Genomic DNA, 14,856 nt, shown 5'->3' with positions numbered 1-14,856 from the left:
CTAGTCTGGAACGCATGTCCACCCCATTGCACTCTGCCTTGCTCGATGCGCTTTCGCAGCGCGTTGTCGTGGGAGACGGGGCGATGGGCACGATGTTGCAGGCCGCGGATCTGAGTCTGGACGACTTCCGCGGCCTCGAGGGGTGCAACGAGATTCTCAACGACTCCCGGCCCGACGTCATCCGGGGGATCCACCGGGCGTACTTCGAGGCCGGGGCGGATGCCGTCTCCACCAACACCTTCGGCTGCAACCTGCCCAATCTCGCCGACTACGACATCGCCGATCGCATCCGTGACCTGTCCGAACGCGGCGCCCGCCTGGCCCGGGAGGTGGCCGACGAGATGGGTCCCGGCCCGGACGGCATGGGCCGGTTCGTGCTCGGCTCGATGGGTCCGGGCACGAAGCTGCCCACCCTCGGTCACGCCCCGTTCGCCACGCTGCGCGACGCCTACACCGAGTCGGCGCTGGGCATGCTCGACGGCGGCGCCGACGCCATCCTCGTCGAAACCTGTCAGGACCTGCTGCAGGCGAAGGCCGCGATCGTCGGCAGCCGCCGCGCGATGGAGCGGGCGGGCCGGCGCATCCCGATCGTCACCCACGTGACGATGGAGACGACCGGCACGATGCTGCTCGGCAGCGAGATCGGGGCGGCCCTGACGGCGCTCGAACCCCTGGGCATCGATCTGATCGGGCTGAACTGTGCGACCGGCCCGGAGGAGATGAGCGAGCACCTGCGGCATCTGTCCAAGCACGCCCGGTTGCCGGTGTCGGTGATGCCGAACGCGGGCCTGCCGGTGCTGGGAGCGAACGGCGCCGAGTACCCGTTGACGCCGGAAGAGCTGGCGGAGGCGCTGAGCGGATTCGTCGCCGAGTTCGGTCTGGCGCTGGTCGGCGGCTGCTGCGGCACCACCCCCGAGCACATCCGGCAGGTCGCCGAGGCGGTGCACGCGACCGAGCGCGCCGAGCGCGGCCCCCGGCCGGAGCCGGGCGTGTCGTCGCTGTACTCGGCGGTGCCGTTCGAGCAGGACTCGTCGATCCTGATGATCGGGGAGCGCACCAATTCGAACGGGTCGAAGGCGTTCCGGGAGGCGATGCTCGCCGGGGACCACCAGAAGTGCCTGGACATCGCGAAGGACCAGATCCGCGACGGCGCGCACCTGCTGGATCTGAACGTGGACTACGTGGGCCGCGACGGCGCCGTCGACATGGCGGACCTGGCGGGCCGGCTGGCGACGGCGTCGACGTTGCCGATCATGATCGACTCGACGGAGCCGGACGTGATCCGGGCCGGCCTCGAGCATCTCGGGGGCCGGTGCGCGGTGAACTCGGTGAACTACGAGGACGGCGACGGCCCCGGTTCGCGGTTCGAGCGGATCATGGAGCACGTCGTCGAGCACGGCGCCGCGGTGGTGGCGTTGACCATCGACGAGGAGGGCCAGGCCCGCACCGCCGAGCACAAGGTGCGCATCGCCGAGCGGCTGATCGCGGATCTGACCGGCAGGTGGGGGCTCGGCGAGGAGGACATCATCGTCGACGCCCTGACGTTCCCGATCTCCACCGGTCAGGAGGAGGTCCGCCGGGACGCCATCGAGACGATCGAGGCGATCCGCGAGATCAAGCGGCGGCATCCGCGGGTGCACTTCACCCTGGGCATCTCGAATGTGTCGTTCGGCCTGAACCCCGCGGCGCGGCAGGTGCTGAACTCGGTGTTCCTGCACGAGTGTGTGCAGGCGGGGCTGGACACGGCGATCGTGCACGCGTCGAAGATCCTGCCGATGGCGCGGATCCCGGACGAGCAGCGCGAGACGGCGCTGGATCTGGTGTACGACCGGCGGCGCGAGGGCTACGACCCGCTGCAGAAGCTGATGGCGCTGTTCGAGGGGGTGTCGGCGGCGTCGTCGCGGGAGTCCCGCGCGCAGGAGCTGGCCGCGCTGCCGCTGTTCGAGCGGCTCGAGCGGCGGATCGTCGACGGCGAGCGCAACGGGCTCGAGGCGGATCTGGACGAGGCGATGCAGACGACCCCGCCGTTGGCGATCATCAACGACACGCTGCTGTCGGGGATGAAGACGGTCGGGGAGCTGTTCGGCTCGGGGCAGATGCAGCTGCCGTTCGTGTTGCAGTCCGCCGAGGTGATGAAGGCGGCGGTCGCGCATCTCGAGCCGCACATGGAGTCCACCGGCGACGAGGGCAAGGGCCGGATCGTGCTGGCCACCGTCAAGGGCGACGTGCACGACATCGGCAAGAACCTCGTCGACATCATCTTGAGCAACAACGGCTACGAGGTGGTCAACCTCGGCATCAAGCAGCCGATCGCGACGATCCTGGACGCGGCGGTGGACAAGAACGCCGACGTGATCGGCATGTCCGGGCTGTTGGTGAAGTCGACCGTGGTGATGAAGGAGAACCTCGAGGAGCTCAACCATCGCGGGGTGGCGGAGCGGTTCCCGGTGCTGCTCGGGGGTGCCGCGCTGACCCGCTCCTACGTGGAGAACGACCTGGCCGAGATCTACGAGGGTCAGGTGTCCTACGCGCGTGATGCGTTCGAGGGCCTGCATCTGATGGACCGGGTCATGGCCGTCAAGCGCGGCGAGGGCCCGGCGGCGGACAGCCCGGAGGCGATCGCGGCGCGGGAGAAGGCCGCCGAGCGCAAGGCCCGGCACGAGCGGTCGCGGCGGATCGCGGAGAAGCGCAAGGCCGCCGAGACGCCGGTCGAGGTCCCGGAGCGCTCCGATGTGGCCGCCGACCTCGAGGTGCCCACCCCGCCGTTCTGGGGCACCCGGGTGGTCAAGGGGGTGGCGCTGGCCGACTACGCCGGCCTGATCGACGAGCGGGCGCTGTTCCTGGGGCAGTGGGGGCTGCGCGGGCAGCGCACCGGGGACGGGCCCACCTACGAGGAGCTGGTGGAGACCGAGGGCCGGCCGCGGCTGCGGTACTGGCTGGACCGGCTGTCCACCGAGGGGATCCTGGCGCACGCTGCGGTGGTGTACGGGTACTTCCCGGCGGTGTCGGAGGGCGACGACGTGGTGGTGCTGGCGGAGCCGCATCCGGATGCCGCCGAGCGCTACCGGTTCACGTATCCGCGGCAGCAGCGCGGCCGGTTCCTGTGCATCGCCGACTTCGTGCGGTCGCGGGCGGATGCGCGGGCCGAGGGGCAGGTGGACGTGCTGCCGTTCCAGCTGGTGACGATGGGGCAGCCGATCGCGGACTTCGCGAACGAGTTGTTCGCGTCGAACTCCTACCGGGACTATCTGGAGGTGCACGGCATCGGTGTGCAGCTGACCGAGGCGCTGGCCGAGTACTGGCATCGGCGGGTCCGAGAGGAGCTGGTGCTCGCCGGCGGCCACACCCTGGCCGAGGAGGATCCGGCGGACGTGGCCGAGTTCTTCAAGCTCGGCTACCGCGGGGCGCGGTTCGCGTTCGGGTACGGGGCGTGCCCGAATCTCGAGGACCGCGTCAAGCTGGTCGAGCTGCTCGAACCGGGCCGGATCGGGGTGGAGCTGTCGGAGGAGCTGCAGCTGCATCCGGAGCAGTCCACCGACGCGTTCGTCCTGCATCACCCGGAGGCGAAGTACTTCAATGTCTAGTGCGGTGACCACGTCGACGCTGCGGGCCGTCCTGTGGGACATGGACGGCACCCTGCTCGAATCGGAAACGCTGTGGGACATCGGGATCCGGGAGCTGTCGCTGCGCCTGGGCGGGCCGATGGCGGACGAGACACGGCGGGCGACGATCGGGGCGTCGAGCGCGTTCGCATTGCGGACGGTGTTCGCGTCGCTGGACCTCGAACCGGATCCCGACGCCCTGGCCGCGGCGAAGACGTGGCTGTACGGGCGCATGGGGGAGCTGTTCGCGCAGGGGCTGCCGTGGCGGCCCGGGGCGCGTCGGACGCTGGGGGCCGTGCGCGCCGCCGGGCTCGGGTCGGCGCTGGTCACCAACACCGACCGGACGTTGTGCGAGTTCGCCCTGGACACGCTCGGGCGCGAGCACTTCGACCATTCGGTGTGCGGCGACGAGGTGCCGGCCGGCAAGCCGGATCCGGCTCCGTACCTGCGGGCGGCGCAGCTGCTGGGGCTCGAGCCGGCGCAGTGCCTGGCGGTGGAGGACTCGCCCACCGGGGCGGCGGCGGCGGAGGCCGCGGGCTGCACGGTGCTGGTGGTGCCGTCGCTGACGGAGGTGCCGACCTCGCCGCGGCGGGTGTTCCGCGAGACCCTGGACGGGCTGACCGTCGCGGACCTGCACGCGCTGCACCTGCCGGGGGCGTGCTGAGGTGGCGATCCCGAAGATCGTGTTGTTCTACCGGTTCACGCCGCTGGCCGATCCGGAGGCGATCCGCTTGTGGCAGCACACCCTGGCGGCGTCGAACGATCTCACCGGTCGCATCCTGATCTCCGAGCACGGCATCAACGCCACCGTCGGGGGCGACATCGCCGACGTCAAGCGGTACGTGCGCGGCACCCGCGCGTACGCGCCGTTCGCCGACGCCGACATCAAGTGGTCGGACGGCACCGGGCGGGATTTTCCGCGCCTGTCGGTGCGGGTACGGCCGGAGATCGTGACCTTCGGGGCGCCGCACGAGCTGAAGGTCGACGAGCACGGGGTGGTCGGCGGTGGGGTGCACCTGTCGCCGCACGGGCTGCACGAGCTGATCGGCGAGCGCGGCGACGAGGTGGTGTTCTTCGACGGGCGCAACGCGTTCGAGGCGGAGATCGGCCGGTTCCGCGGGGCGGTCGTGCCGGATGTGGGGACCACGCGCGAGTTCGTGTCGGTGCTCGACAGCGGCCGCTACGACCACCTCAAGTCACGTCCGGTGGTGACCTACTGCACGGGCGGGGTGCGCTGCGAGGTGCTGTCCGCGTTGATGCGCAACCGCGGGTTCGAGCAGGTGTATCAGCTCGACGGCGGCATCGTCCGGTACGGGGAGACGTTCGGCGACGACGGGCTGTGGGAGGGTTCGCTGTACGTCTTCGACGGCCGCACGAACGTCGAGTTCTCGGACGCGGCGGCGGTGTTGGGCCGGTGCACGCTGTGCCGGGCGCCGACCTCGCGCTACCGCAACCACCCGGACGTCAACGGCCGGGAGCTGAGCCTGGTGTGCGAGGCGTGCGTGCCGGACCCGGTCGGGCCCTGACGGTGGCTGCGTCGCCGCTGCCGGTACGCGACGGTCTCGGCCCGGACCGGCTGCGGCTGCCCGTCACCGATCCCGCCCCCACGATCCTCGGGTTCCTGCGCGGCGCCGAGCCCGGCGAGGACTGGCACCGCCACGTCGCGGCCGGTGAGCTCGTCGACGAGCACGGCCGGCCGGTGACCGCGCAGACCCGGTACCAGCCGGGCCGGTTCGTGTACTTCTACCGGGAGCCGCCGCCGGAGGTGCCGGTGCCGTTCCCGGTGACGGTCCTGCACCGCGACGAGGGGCTCCTCGTCGTGGACAAGCCGCACTTCCTGGCGACGATCCCGCGGGGCGCGCACATCCGGGAGACGGTGGTGGTGCGGCTGCGCCGGGAACTCGGGCTGCCGGACCTGGTTCCGGTGCACCGTCTGGACCGGATGACGGCGGGCGTGCTGCTGTGCACCACCGATCCGGGATTGCGGGGGCCGTACCAGCAGCTGTTCGAGCGGCAGCGGGTGCGCAAGGTGTACGAGGCGATCGCCCCGTACCGGCCGGGACTCGAGTTCCCCCGCACGGTGCGCAGCCGGATCCGTAAGCGGCACGGCGAGCTCACGGCCGTGGAGGAGCCCGGCGAGCCGAACTCCGAGACGCGGATCGAGCTGCTCGAGCGGCGCGGGGACCTGGCCCGGTACCGGCTGCATCCGCGGACCGGGCGCACCCATCAGCTGCGGCTGCACCTGAGCTCGCTGGGGGCGCCGATCGTCGGGGACAACTTCTATCCGCGGTTCCGGCGCCGCGCGCCGGACGATTTCTCGGATCCGCTGCGGTTGCTGGCGCGGACCGTCGAGTTCGACGATCCGCGCACCGGGCGGCGCCGCCGGTTCGACAGCGGCCTCGCCCTCGAGTTCTGACGGTCCGGGCCGGGCGCCCGGGGCGGTCGCGGCACTGGGTGCGGGAGCACGCCGCGGTCATGAAACAATGAACCCCCGTGAAGACCTTCGATTCCCTGTTCGCCGAGCTGTCCGAGCGTGCCGTCACCCGTCCCGAGGGGTCCGGCACCGTTGCCGCCCTGGACGCCGGCGTCCATGCACAGGGCAAGAAGGTGATCGAGGAGGCCGGCGAGGTGTGGATCGCCGCCGAGTACCAGAGCGACGAGCAGCTGGCGGAGGAGATTTCGCAGTTGCTGTACTGGGTGCAGGTGCTGATGGTCGGGCGGGGTCTGAAGCTCGAGGACGTCTACAAGCATCTGTGACGGCTCGCCGTCGGGCATGTGTGACGGCTCGCCGTCGGGCAGCCGCCCCGGGGCCGGCCGTCGTGCCCGCGAGACCTTCCGCATTTTCCTTCCCTGCTCTTCGCACCGTTGCCGAAAGGACCGTCCATGCTGCGCGTCGCAGTTCCGAACAAGGGCTCGCTGTCCGAGTCCGCCGCCGAAATCCTGCGCGAGGCCGGATACCGGCGCCGCACCGACTCGCGCGACCTGACCGTTATCGACCCGGTCAACGACGTCGAGTTCTTCTTCCTGCGCCCGAAGGACATCGCCATCTACGTCGGTTCCGGCGAGCTCGATCTGGGCATCACCGGCCGTGACCTGGCGCTGGATTCGGCGGCGCCGGTCACCGAGCGGCTCGCTCTGGGGTTCGGGTACTCCTCCTTCCGCTACGCGGCGCCGAAGGGCCGGGACTGGAAGATCGAGGACCTCGCCGGCCTGCGGATCGCGACGTCGTACCCCAACCTGGTCCGCCGTGATCTGACGGCGCGGGGGATCGAGGCGACGGTCATCCGCCTCGACGGCGCGGTGGAGATCTCCATTCAGCTGGGGGTGGCCGACGCGATCGCCGACGTCGTCGGCTCCGGCCGGACGCTGCGCCAGCACGATCTGGTGGCGTTCGGGGAGTCGCTGTGCGACTCGGAGGGCGTGCTGATCGAGCAGGAGGGCGCGAGCCGCGGCGATTCGGCGCGCAACCAGCTCGTCGCCCGCATCGAGGGCGTGGTGTTCGCGCAGCAGTACGTGATGCTCGACTACGACTGCCCCAAGCCGGTTCTCGACGAGGCGGTGCAGATCACTCCCGGTCTGGAGTCGCCGACGATCTCACCGCTCGCCGACGACTCGTCGGTGGCGGTGCGGGCGATGGTGCCGCGCAAGGGTCACAACGCGGTGATGGATCGGCTCGCCGAGATCGGGGCGCGGGCGATCCTGGCAACGGACATCCGGTCGTGCCGCGCGATGCGCGGCGCCGAGTAGCCGCGGCCGAGCGTCCGGCGCGTCAGCGCCCGGGGCAGGTGCCGGGGGCGGCGATGCCGGCGAGACGCTGTTCGGTCCAGGTGAGTAGTTCGGGTACGAGCGGGGAGTCCTCGGCGACGAGCCCGAGGTGGTCCCGGCCGGGATAGCTGCGGTAGTCCAGGGCCCAGTTCTCGGCGCAGCGGTCGCGCACGTAGCCGTCCTGCACGGCGGCGGTGACGAGGGAATCGGTGGCGCCCTGCGCGAGCAGGACGGGCACGGCCGTCGTGCCGGTGGGGACGTTCTCCGCGAGGCGGCGGCCGAGGGGTCCGGTGGTGGGGTCGGTGCGCAGCACGGACCGGTCGCGACTGAGCGAGAGTGCCGACAGGACCGAGACGTAGACGGCGGGTTCGGACAGGCACCTTGTCGCCATCTCGCGCACGAGGGTGCGGGCGGCGGGCCCGACGTAGGTGTCGCCGTCGACGTCGTCGTAGACCGCGGTGTAGGCGGCGAGGACGTACGAGGCGAACACGCTGCCGCCGGGAACGGTGTCGAGTCCGGTGGTCAGCGCGACGGTGTCGCTGGCGGGGGCCATCGCGGCGATCCCGGCGACGGGTGTGTCCGGGGCGTAGGTGGGGGCGAGCAGCCCCGCCCACAGGGCCGCGTGCCCGCCCTGGGAGTGCCCCCAGACGACGGTGCGGTCGGCGAGGTCGAAGTGGTCGAGGTGGTGGGCCGCACGCACAGCGTCGAGCACCGAGCGTCCTTCGCCCTGCCCGATCAGGTACGGGTGCGGGCCTGCGGTGCCCAGGCCGACGTAGTCGGTGGCCACCAGGGCCCAGCCGCGGTCGAGGAGCGCGGACTCGGCGGGCAGGGCGCCGGCGCCGAGCGGGTCGTCGAGGAGGGTGGGCGCACAGGGTTCGGCGAAACCGGTGGTCCCGTGGGCCCAGGCGATCACCGGTCGAGGTCCGGGCGGGGCGTTCTTCGCGACCACGACCAGGGCGCTGGCCACGGCGGGCTGGTCGTCGTCGCGGGTGGTGGTGTAGAGGATGCGCCAGGCCTCGGCGCCGTCGGGGACGGCGCGGGTGAACGGTTCGGCGCGCAGCAGCGCGCCGGGATGATCGGGCATCCGGTGCGGTGCGGTGTAGAACGCGTCGACGACGGGGGAGCCGGCGCGCAGGCGGACCGCCACGCCGGCTGCGGCGACGGCCACGAGCAGCGCGAGAACCGCCACGGCCGGTCGCCGGTACCGGGCCGGGGTGCGGCGGGGCGCCGTCGGGGTGGGTCCGGGGGTGCGGTCGTCGAGGGCGGCGAGTCCGTCGCCGATGCGGGCGAGGCCAAAGAACACGGTGCGGATGCCGAACAGGAAGGCGACGACGAGGACCGTGACGTCGGGCCAGCGCCAGGCGAGGACACCGAACACGATGTCGGCGAGGCCGAGGACTGCGGTGGTGAGTCGCTCGTCGAGGTCGCCGCGGGCGGCGCGGACCAGACGCAGGGCGCCGCCGACGACGAGGGCGAGCGCGACGGCGGGGGCGAGCAGATCCAGGGCCCGGCCGAGCCAGGCGAGGACGGCGATGCCGAACCCGATCCAGGCGAGGGCGGTGGCGGTCGCCACCGCCCCGGCGTGGGAGCGGTACGCGGCGAGCAGGTCGGCGGTGCCGGCGGTGATCGCGGCCAGGCCGATGAGCAGGCCCAGCGCGGACAGTGAGGTCAGCGGTCTCGTCGTGAGCAGCAGGCCGAGCAGCAGGCAGACGAGTCCGAGGAGCACGGACGTCCACCACGGTGCCGTGCGCAGCGCGGCGGTGGCGGCGCGGGCTCTGCGGTGGGGACCGGTCGCGGGCATGTCGTCCTCCCCTTGGTGCCGACCGAAATGTCCGGTCGAGTGTGGCACGGTCCGCCGGCGCCCGCCCGGTGATCGGTGCCCGCGGCGGGGTCAGCGGGGGCGGACCTGCACGGTTTGCGCGATCCGTCCGACGGCGCCGTCCTCGTCGTACAGCACCCCGGCGGTCATGCCCACCCCGTCCGGGCCGGTGGACGTCTCGGCGCTGATGCCGACCCACTCGCCGACCGGTTCCCGGAACAGGTGCACCGTCAGGTCGGTGTTGAGGAAGGTCCAGACGGCGGGGTCGAGTTTGGAACCGACGCCGTTGGCGACATCGGCGACGGTGAACAGCCGCTCGACCGGGGTCGGGGCCTCGCCCTCGACGAGCGCCAGGTCGGTGCGCAGCCACGCCGCCGACGGCCCCGGCGCCCCGATCGGGGTGATCGTGCGCCAGTCCAGGGTGCGCACGAATCCGGTCTGCCAGAACGCCGAGCCGGGGTGTTCGACGACGCCCTGCGCCGGCGGCGGCAGCGGCGCGTCCGCGGCGTGGGCGACCTCGGGCAGGTCGGCGGTCTGCATGCGCCAGGCGGTGCCACGGGCCACCGCTCGGGGGGTGCCGTCCGGGCCGGCGGCCCACAGCTCGGCGACGACGAGTTCGACCTTGCGGCCGGGGCGGTCGATGCGGGTGCGGACCTCGATCTCGGTCAGCGGCACCGGGCCGAGCAGTTCGACGCAGATGCGGGTCAGTCGGGCGTCGGGGCGGCGGCCGCAGCGTTCGAGGGCGCGGGCCAGCAGCGCCGACGGCGGGGCGCCGTGCTGCATCGTCGGTGCCCACGTGCTGACCGTATGGGCGGTGGGCCGAAACCGTTCGACGGCAGTGCCCCCGTCGCCGGGGCCGCCGTCGATCGGCACGAAGTACGCCGCGTCGCTCACTCGCTCGTTTCCTCCTCTGGACGGGCCGCGCCGGCGGGCTCGTCCGGCCGGCCCGGATAGGGCGGGGCGGTGCCGCCGAATGCCGGGCACCGCACCCGATGATCGCACCACCGGCACAGCGGCCCCGGGTTGGGCTGGAAGTCCCGTGCGTCGGTCGCGGTGCGCACGGCCGCCCAGAGGGCGCGCACGGTGCCCTCGAAGCGGCGCAGTTCGTCCCCGTCGGGGGTGTAGTCGAGCACCTGTCCGTCCGCCAGGTACAGCAGCCGCAGCCGCGCCGGCACCACCCCGCGGGTGCGCAGCACCATCAGCGCGTAGAACTTCAGCTGGAACAGCGCCGCCGCCTCGCCGGTCTCGCGGGGTGCCCGGCCGGTCTTGTAGTCGACCACGCGCACCAGCCCCTGGGGGGAGATGTCGATCCGGTCGACGAAGCCCCGCAGCCGCAGCCCGTCGTCCAGTTCGGTTTCCACGCGCAGCTCGCACGCTTGCGGGGTGAACCCGGTGGGATCCTCGAGTGCGAAGTAGCGGGCGACGAGGGCGCGGGCCTCGGTGAGGAACCGGTCGCGCTCGCCCGGGCCGATCACGTCGGCGAGGTCGGGTGCCTCCTCGAGCAGCCGCTGCCACGCCGGTGCCACCAGCTCGCCGGCGGGTCCGGGCCGCCGCTCGGCGGCCGGCAGCGCGAACAACGCCTCGAGGGCTGCGTGGACGACGCTGCCGCGCAGCTGGGCCCGCGACGGGACCTCGGGGATCCGGTCGATCGCCCGGAACCGGTACAGCAGCGGACAGCGTTTGAAGTCGGCGGCGCGCGACGGCGACAGCGCTGGCGTCCGCGGGGCCGCGGGCCGGTCGTCGGTGGGGGGCGTCGTCGCGGCTGTGCTCACACCTGGCAGGGTATGGCCCGGGACCGACACGGTGTCGGTACCGGCGGAGCGGACGAAGGTGGATACGGCGATGGCAGCAGGTGGACTCGGGCGCAGCGGACCGTTCGAGGTCGGTGACCGGGTGCAGCTCACCGACGCCAAGGGCCGCAAGTACACGGTGGTGCTCGAGGCGGGCAAGGAGTTCCACACCCACCGCGGCGGCATCCTGCACGACGCGCTCATCGGCACGGACGAGGGCAGCGTCGTCACCTCCACCAACGGCACCCCCTACCTGGCGCTGCGGCCGCTGCTGACCGATTACGTGCTGTCCATGCCGCGCGGGGCGCAGGTGATCTACCCCAAGGACGCCGCGCAGATCGTGCACGAGGGCGACGTGTTCCCCGGCGCCCGGGTGCTCGAGGCGGGCGCCGGTTCGGGTGCGCTGACCTGTTCGCTGCTGCGGGCCGTGGGGCCGACCGGCCGGGTGATCTCCTACGAGGTGCGCGACGACCACGCCGAGCACGCGGTGCGCAACGTCGAGACGTTCTTCGGGGAGCGTCCCGGGAACTGGGATCTCACGGTGGGCGACGTCGCGGACTACGACCTCGACCGGCACGGTCCGGTCGACCGGGTGGTGCTGGACATGCTGGCCCCCTGGGACGCGCTGCCGACGGTGGCGAAGGCGCTGGTACCTGGTGGGGTGCTGATCGTGTACGTGGCGACGGTGACTCAGCTGTCGAAGGTGGTCGAGGCGCTGCGTGAGCAGACCTGCTGGACCGAACCGCGGTCGTGGGAGTCGATGGTGCGCGGCTGGCACGTGGTCGGCCTGGCCGTGCGTCCGGAGCATCGGATGCAGGGGCACACCGCGTTCCTGGTCAGCGCCCGCCGCCTCGCCGAGGGCACCGTCACACCGAAGCCGCAGCGCCGGCCCAGCAAGGGCTGACCGCTCCGGTCCGCACGGCGGCCGAGCCGCCCCGGTCACGAGCAGTTCAGCGACCCCATCGCCAGGACCTGGCAGGTGCTCTCGTCCGCCAGCCGCCAGGTGCCGTCCTCCCGCTCGAACGTCAGCGGCATCGGGGCGCCGCCGTGCGGACCGGTGACCTGCACGGTTGCCGAGACCGTGTCGTCGTCGACGGCGTTCACGGACTCGACGTCGGCGGTGAGCGGGTAGCCGGCGAGCACCCCGTTGAACTGCTCGAGCAGCGCGCCTCGGTCGTCGCCGTCCTCGACCACCACGGCCTTGTCCGCCGCCGACACCGCCGGGTCGAAGAACGTCGTCAGTACCGCTTCGAGCTCGCCCTCGGTTGCCGCGGCGGCGGGGTCGGCCGCGGACGTCGTCGCGGCGGAGGATGTGGGCGACCCACCGGCGGAGTCGTCGGCGGCGCAGGCGGGCAGCGCGGTCAGTGCGGCGACGGCGACGGCGGCAGCGGCCCGTCTGGTGCGAGTGGTCACGGGAATCCTTTCGACCCGGCAGAGAGAAAGGCAAGGCTAACATCGGTATCGGGGATTCGGGCCCGCGGCCGTGAGGAGTCCGACACGCATTCGCAGCATGCCGATTTCGCGTCGCACCACACAGTCGGCCGTCTGCCGGTAGCGTGGAAAGACCGATAGTGGAGGGAGTCGCACATGAGCTCGACAGAGAACCCGGATTCGGTTGCGGCGGCACAAGAACTCGAAGCGCTGCGCGCCGAGGCGACCGCCCTGCGGCGGCGGCTCGTCGAACCGTCCGAACAGGTCCGTGACCTCGAGGCCCGGATCGACTCCCTGACCGTGCGCAACGGCAAGCTGATGGACACGCTCAAGGAGGCGCGCCAGCAGCTGATCACCCTGCGCGAGGAAGTCGACCGGCTCGGTCAGCCCCCCAGCGGCTACGGGGTGCTGCTCGGCATCTACGACGATCAGACCGTGGACGTGTTCACCTCCGGCCGCAAGATGCGGGTCACGGTGTCCCCGAACCTCGAACCCGATGGTTTCGTCTCCGGCCAGACGGTCCGGTTGAACGAGGCGCTGACCGTCGTCGAAGCCGGCGGATTCGAGCGGGTCGGAGAGATCACCACCCTGCGCGAGGTCCTCGACGACGGCACCCGCGCCCTCGTCGTCGGACACGCCGACGAGGAGCGCATCGTGTGGCTGGCCGCGCCGCTCGCCGCCGCGGCCGCCGCGGCGGCCGGCACCGTCGAGGTGAGCGAGGACGCCGAGCCGTCGTTCAAGCTGCGGCCGGGTGATTCGCTGCTGGTCGACAGCAAGGCCGGCTACGCCTTCGAGCGCATCCCCAAGGCCGAGGTCGAGGACCTCGTCCTCGAGGAGGTTCCCGACGTCGACTACAACGACATCGGTGGCCTCGGCCGGCAGATCGAGCAGATCCGCGACGCGGTGGAACTGCCGTTCCTGCACAAGGACCTGTTCCGTGAGTACGCGCTGCGCCCGCCCAAGGGCGTGCTGCTGTACGGCCCGCCCGGCTGCGGCAAGACCCTCATCGCCAAGGCCGTCGCCAACTCGCTGGCCAAGAAGATCGCCGAGGCCCGCGGCGAGGATTCGAAGGAAGCGAAGTCCTACTTCCTCAACATCAAGGGCCCCGAGCTGCTCAACAAGTTCGTCGGCGAGACCGAACGCCACATTCGGCTGATCTTCCAGCGGGCCCGCGAGAAGGCCTCCGAAGGCACGCCGGTGATCGTGTTCTTCGACGAGATGGACTCGATCTTCCGCACCCGCGGCTCCGGTGTGTCGTCGGATGTCGAGACCACGGTGGTGCCGCAGCTGCTGTCCGAGATCGACGGCGTCGAGGGTCTCGAGAACGTCATCGTGATCGGCGCGTCCAACCGCGAGGACATGATCGACCCGGCGATCCTGCGGCCCGGCCGACTCGATGTGAAGATCAAGATCGAGCGGCCCGACGCCGAGGCGGCGCTGGACATCTTCTCCAAGTACCTCACCGAGGGACTGCCGGTGCACGCCGACGACCTCGCCGAGTTCGGCGGGCACCGCGGGGCGTGCGTGCGCGCCATGATCGAACGGGTCGTCGACCGGATGTACGCCGAGAGCGAGGAGAACCGCTTCCTCGAGGTGACGTACGCCAACGGCGACAAGGAGGTCCTGTACTTCAAGGACTTCAACTCCGGCGCGATGATCCAGAACATCGTCGACCGCGCCAAGAAGTACGCGATCAAGTCGGTACTCGAGACCGGCGCGCCCGGTCTGCGGGTGCAGCACCTGCTCGACTCCATCGTCGACGAGTTCGCCGAGAACGAGGACCTGCCCAACACCACCAACCCGGACGACTGGGCCCGGATCTCCGGCAAGAAGGGCGAACGCATCGTCTACATCCGCACCCTGGTCACCGGCAAGAACGCCAGCGCCAGCCGGGCGATCGACACCGAGTCGAACACGGGCCAGTACCTGTGACGCCGCGCCGGTGGGGTCGCCGCGTCCCGCGGCGGCCCCACCGGCGTGCGACGCGACCGGCAGGAGGCTGACCGTGCCGCTGCCCCGCGCCCTGGCCCGGTTCAACAGGGTCGTCACCAACCGGCTCGCCCGGCCGGTGGCCGGACACCTACCGCTGACGGCGGTGATCGAGCACCGCGGCCGGCGTTCCGGGCGCCGCTACCGCACCCCGGTGCTGGTGTTCGGTCGCGACGGCGGCTACCGCATCGCCCTGACCTACGGCCCCCGCACCGACTGGGTGCGCAACGTCCTCGCCGCCGGCGGCTGCACCCTGCACACCCGCGGCCGCCGCATCGACCTCGTCGACCCCGTGCTCGGCCGCGACCCGGCCGTGCGGTGGGCGCCGCCCGGCGTCCGCACGGTCCTGCGCGCGACCGGCTCGGTCGAGTATCTCGACGCCGCCGTCGCCCCGTCCGCCGCCCGCCCCGGTCCGCCCGCCCCGCCCGGCCCGGCCGGACCGGCACCGATCACCTAATCT

At 71.9% G+C, this 14,856-nt stretch carries 13 protein-coding genes; 9 read left to right on the top strand and 4 right to left on the bottom strand.

Annotated elements, in window-relative coordinates; genetic code table 11:
* The first annotated feature begins 14 nt into the window (after nt 1-14).
* The 6 genes from metH (at nt 15) to hisG (ending at nt 7,349) form a co-directional block, all read left to right on the top strand.
* A complete protein-coding gene (metH, locus tag A4U64_RS11090; RefSeq protein ID WP_029543737.1) occupies nt 15-3,584 on the top strand; it encodes a methionine synthase in 3,570 nt (1,189 codons plus the stop codon).
* Nucleotides 3,577-4,266 carry an HAD family hydrolase gene (locus tag A4U64_RS11085; protein WP_065922552.1) on the top strand — a complete coding sequence of 230 codons (690 nt, stop codon included), beginning with the start codon at nt 3,577-3,579 and terminating at the stop codon, nt 4,264-4,266. The genes metH and A4U64_RS11085 overlap by 8 nt, the downstream gene beginning before the upstream one ends.
* A 1-nt stretch (nt 4,267) precedes the next feature.
* A complete protein-coding gene (gene trhO / locus A4U64_RS11080; protein ID WP_006931162.1) occupies nt 4,268-5,128 on the top strand; it encodes an oxygen-dependent tRNA uridine(34) hydroxylase TrhO in 861 nt (286 codons plus the stop codon).
* 2 nt (nt 5,129-5,130) lie between these two features.
* Nucleotides 5,131-6,018: a pseudouridine synthase gene (locus tag A4U64_RS11075; protein ID WP_050036363.1), complete on the top strand. Its 888-nt coding sequence runs from the start codon at nt 5,131-5,133 to the stop codon at nt 6,016-6,018.
* Nucleotides 6,019-6,095: 77 nt separating this feature from the next.
* Nucleotides 6,096-6,359, top strand: a complete 264-nt coding sequence (locus tag A4U64_RS11070; RefSeq protein WP_003937712.1) for a phosphoribosyl-ATP diphosphatase — start codon at nt 6,096-6,098, stop codon at nt 6,357-6,359.
* A gap of 126 nt (nt 6,360-6,485) precedes the next feature.
* The gene (hisG, locus tag A4U64_RS11065) at nt 6,486-7,349 is read left to right on the top strand and encodes an ATP phosphoribosyltransferase (RefSeq protein WP_006931171.1); all 864 of its coding nucleotides are present in this window, start codon (nt 6,486-6,488) and stop codon (nt 7,347-7,349) included.
* 22 nt (nt 7,350-7,371) lie between these two features.
* Here hisG and A4U64_RS11060 read toward each other — a convergent pair whose 3' ends face one another.
* The 3 genes from A4U64_RS11060 to A4U64_RS11050 form a co-directional block, all read right to left on the bottom strand.
* A complete protein-coding gene (locus A4U64_RS11060; RefSeq protein ID WP_050035257.1) occupies nt 7,372-9,168 on the bottom strand; it encodes an alpha/beta fold hydrolase in 1,797 nt (598 codons plus the stop codon).
* Nucleotides 9,169-9,258: 90 nt separating this feature from the next.
* Complete coding sequence (locus A4U64_RS11055; RefSeq protein ID WP_006931174.1) at nt 9,259-10,080, bottom strand: thioesterase family protein; 822 nt, start codon at nt 10,078-10,080, stop codon at nt 9,259-9,261.
* Nucleotides 10,077-10,958, bottom strand: coding sequence for a RecB family exonuclease (locus A4U64_RS11050; protein WP_006931176.1), 882 nt, complete (start codon nt 10,956-10,958; stop codon nt 10,077-10,079). The genes A4U64_RS11055 and A4U64_RS11050 overlap by 4 nt, the downstream gene beginning before the upstream one ends.
* A gap of 70 nt (nt 10,959-11,028) precedes the next feature.
* Here A4U64_RS11050 and A4U64_RS11045 point away from each other — a divergent pair, with 70 nt between their 5' ends.
* Nucleotides 11,029-11,880, top strand: a complete 852-nt coding sequence (locus tag A4U64_RS11045; RefSeq protein WP_029543751.1) for a tRNA (adenine-N1)-methyltransferase — start codon at nt 11,029-11,031, stop codon at nt 11,878-11,880.
* A gap of 35 nt (nt 11,881-11,915) precedes the next feature.
* On the opposite strand, the gene A4U64_RS11040 is transcribed toward A4U64_RS11045, so the two are convergent.
* Nucleotides 11,916-12,389 carry a nuclear transport factor 2 family protein gene (locus A4U64_RS11040; RefSeq protein ID WP_050035259.1) on the bottom strand — a complete coding sequence of 158 codons (474 nt, stop codon included), beginning with the start codon at nt 12,387-12,389 and terminating at the stop codon, nt 11,916-11,918.
* 174 nt (nt 12,390-12,563) lie between these two features.
* Here A4U64_RS11040 and arc point away from each other — a divergent pair, with 174 nt between their 5' ends.
* Together arc and A4U64_RS11030 are read left to right on the top strand one after the other, a co-directional pair.
* Complete coding sequence (gene arc, locus A4U64_RS11035; protein ID WP_029543755.1) at nt 12,564-14,339, top strand: proteasome ATPase; 1,776 nt, start codon at nt 12,564-12,566, stop codon at nt 14,337-14,339.
* 73 nt (nt 14,340-14,412) lie between these two features.
* Nucleotides 14,413-14,853, top strand: a complete 441-nt coding sequence (locus tag A4U64_RS11030; RefSeq protein ID WP_050036364.1) for a nitroreductase family deazaflavin-dependent oxidoreductase — start codon at nt 14,413-14,415, stop codon at nt 14,851-14,853.
* The last annotated feature ends 3 nt before the right edge of the window (nt 14,854-14,856 follow it).

The sequence above is a fragment of the Rhodococcus sp. WB1 genome, assembly GCF_001700945.1.
Taxonomy (GTDB): domain Bacteria; phylum Actinomycetota; class Actinomycetes; order Mycobacteriales; family Mycobacteriaceae; genus Rhodococcus; species Rhodococcus aetherivorans.
Note: the sequence above shows the minus strand (reverse complement) of the source record. Positions and strands in the feature narration are given on the sequence as shown.

Excerpts from the sequence above, each read along its gene's own strand:
- hisG (WP_006931171.1), top strand. The coding sequence starts at position 6,486 with ATGCTGCGCGTCGCAGTTCCGAACAAGGGCTCGCTGTCCGAGTCCGCC.
- A4U64_RS11045 (WP_029543751.1), top strand. The coding sequence starts at position 11,029 with ATGGCAGCAGGTGGACTCGGGCGCAGCGGACCGTTCGAGGTCGGTGAC.
- metH (WP_029543737.1), top strand. The coding sequence starts at position 15 with ATGTCCACCCCATTGCACTCTGCCTTGCTCGATGCGCTTTCGCAGCGC.
- A4U64_RS11085 (WP_065922552.1), top strand. The coding sequence starts at position 3,577 with ATGTCTAGTGCGGTGACCACGTCGACGCTGCGGGCCGTCCTGTGGGAC.
- arc (WP_029543755.1), top strand. The coding sequence starts at position 12,564 with ATGAGCTCGACAGAGAACCCGGATTCGGTTGCGGCGGCACAAGAACTC.
- A4U64_RS11060 (WP_050035257.1), bottom strand. The coding sequence starts at position 9,168 with ATGCCCGCGACCGGTCCCCACCGCAGAGCCCGCGCCGCCACCGCCGCG.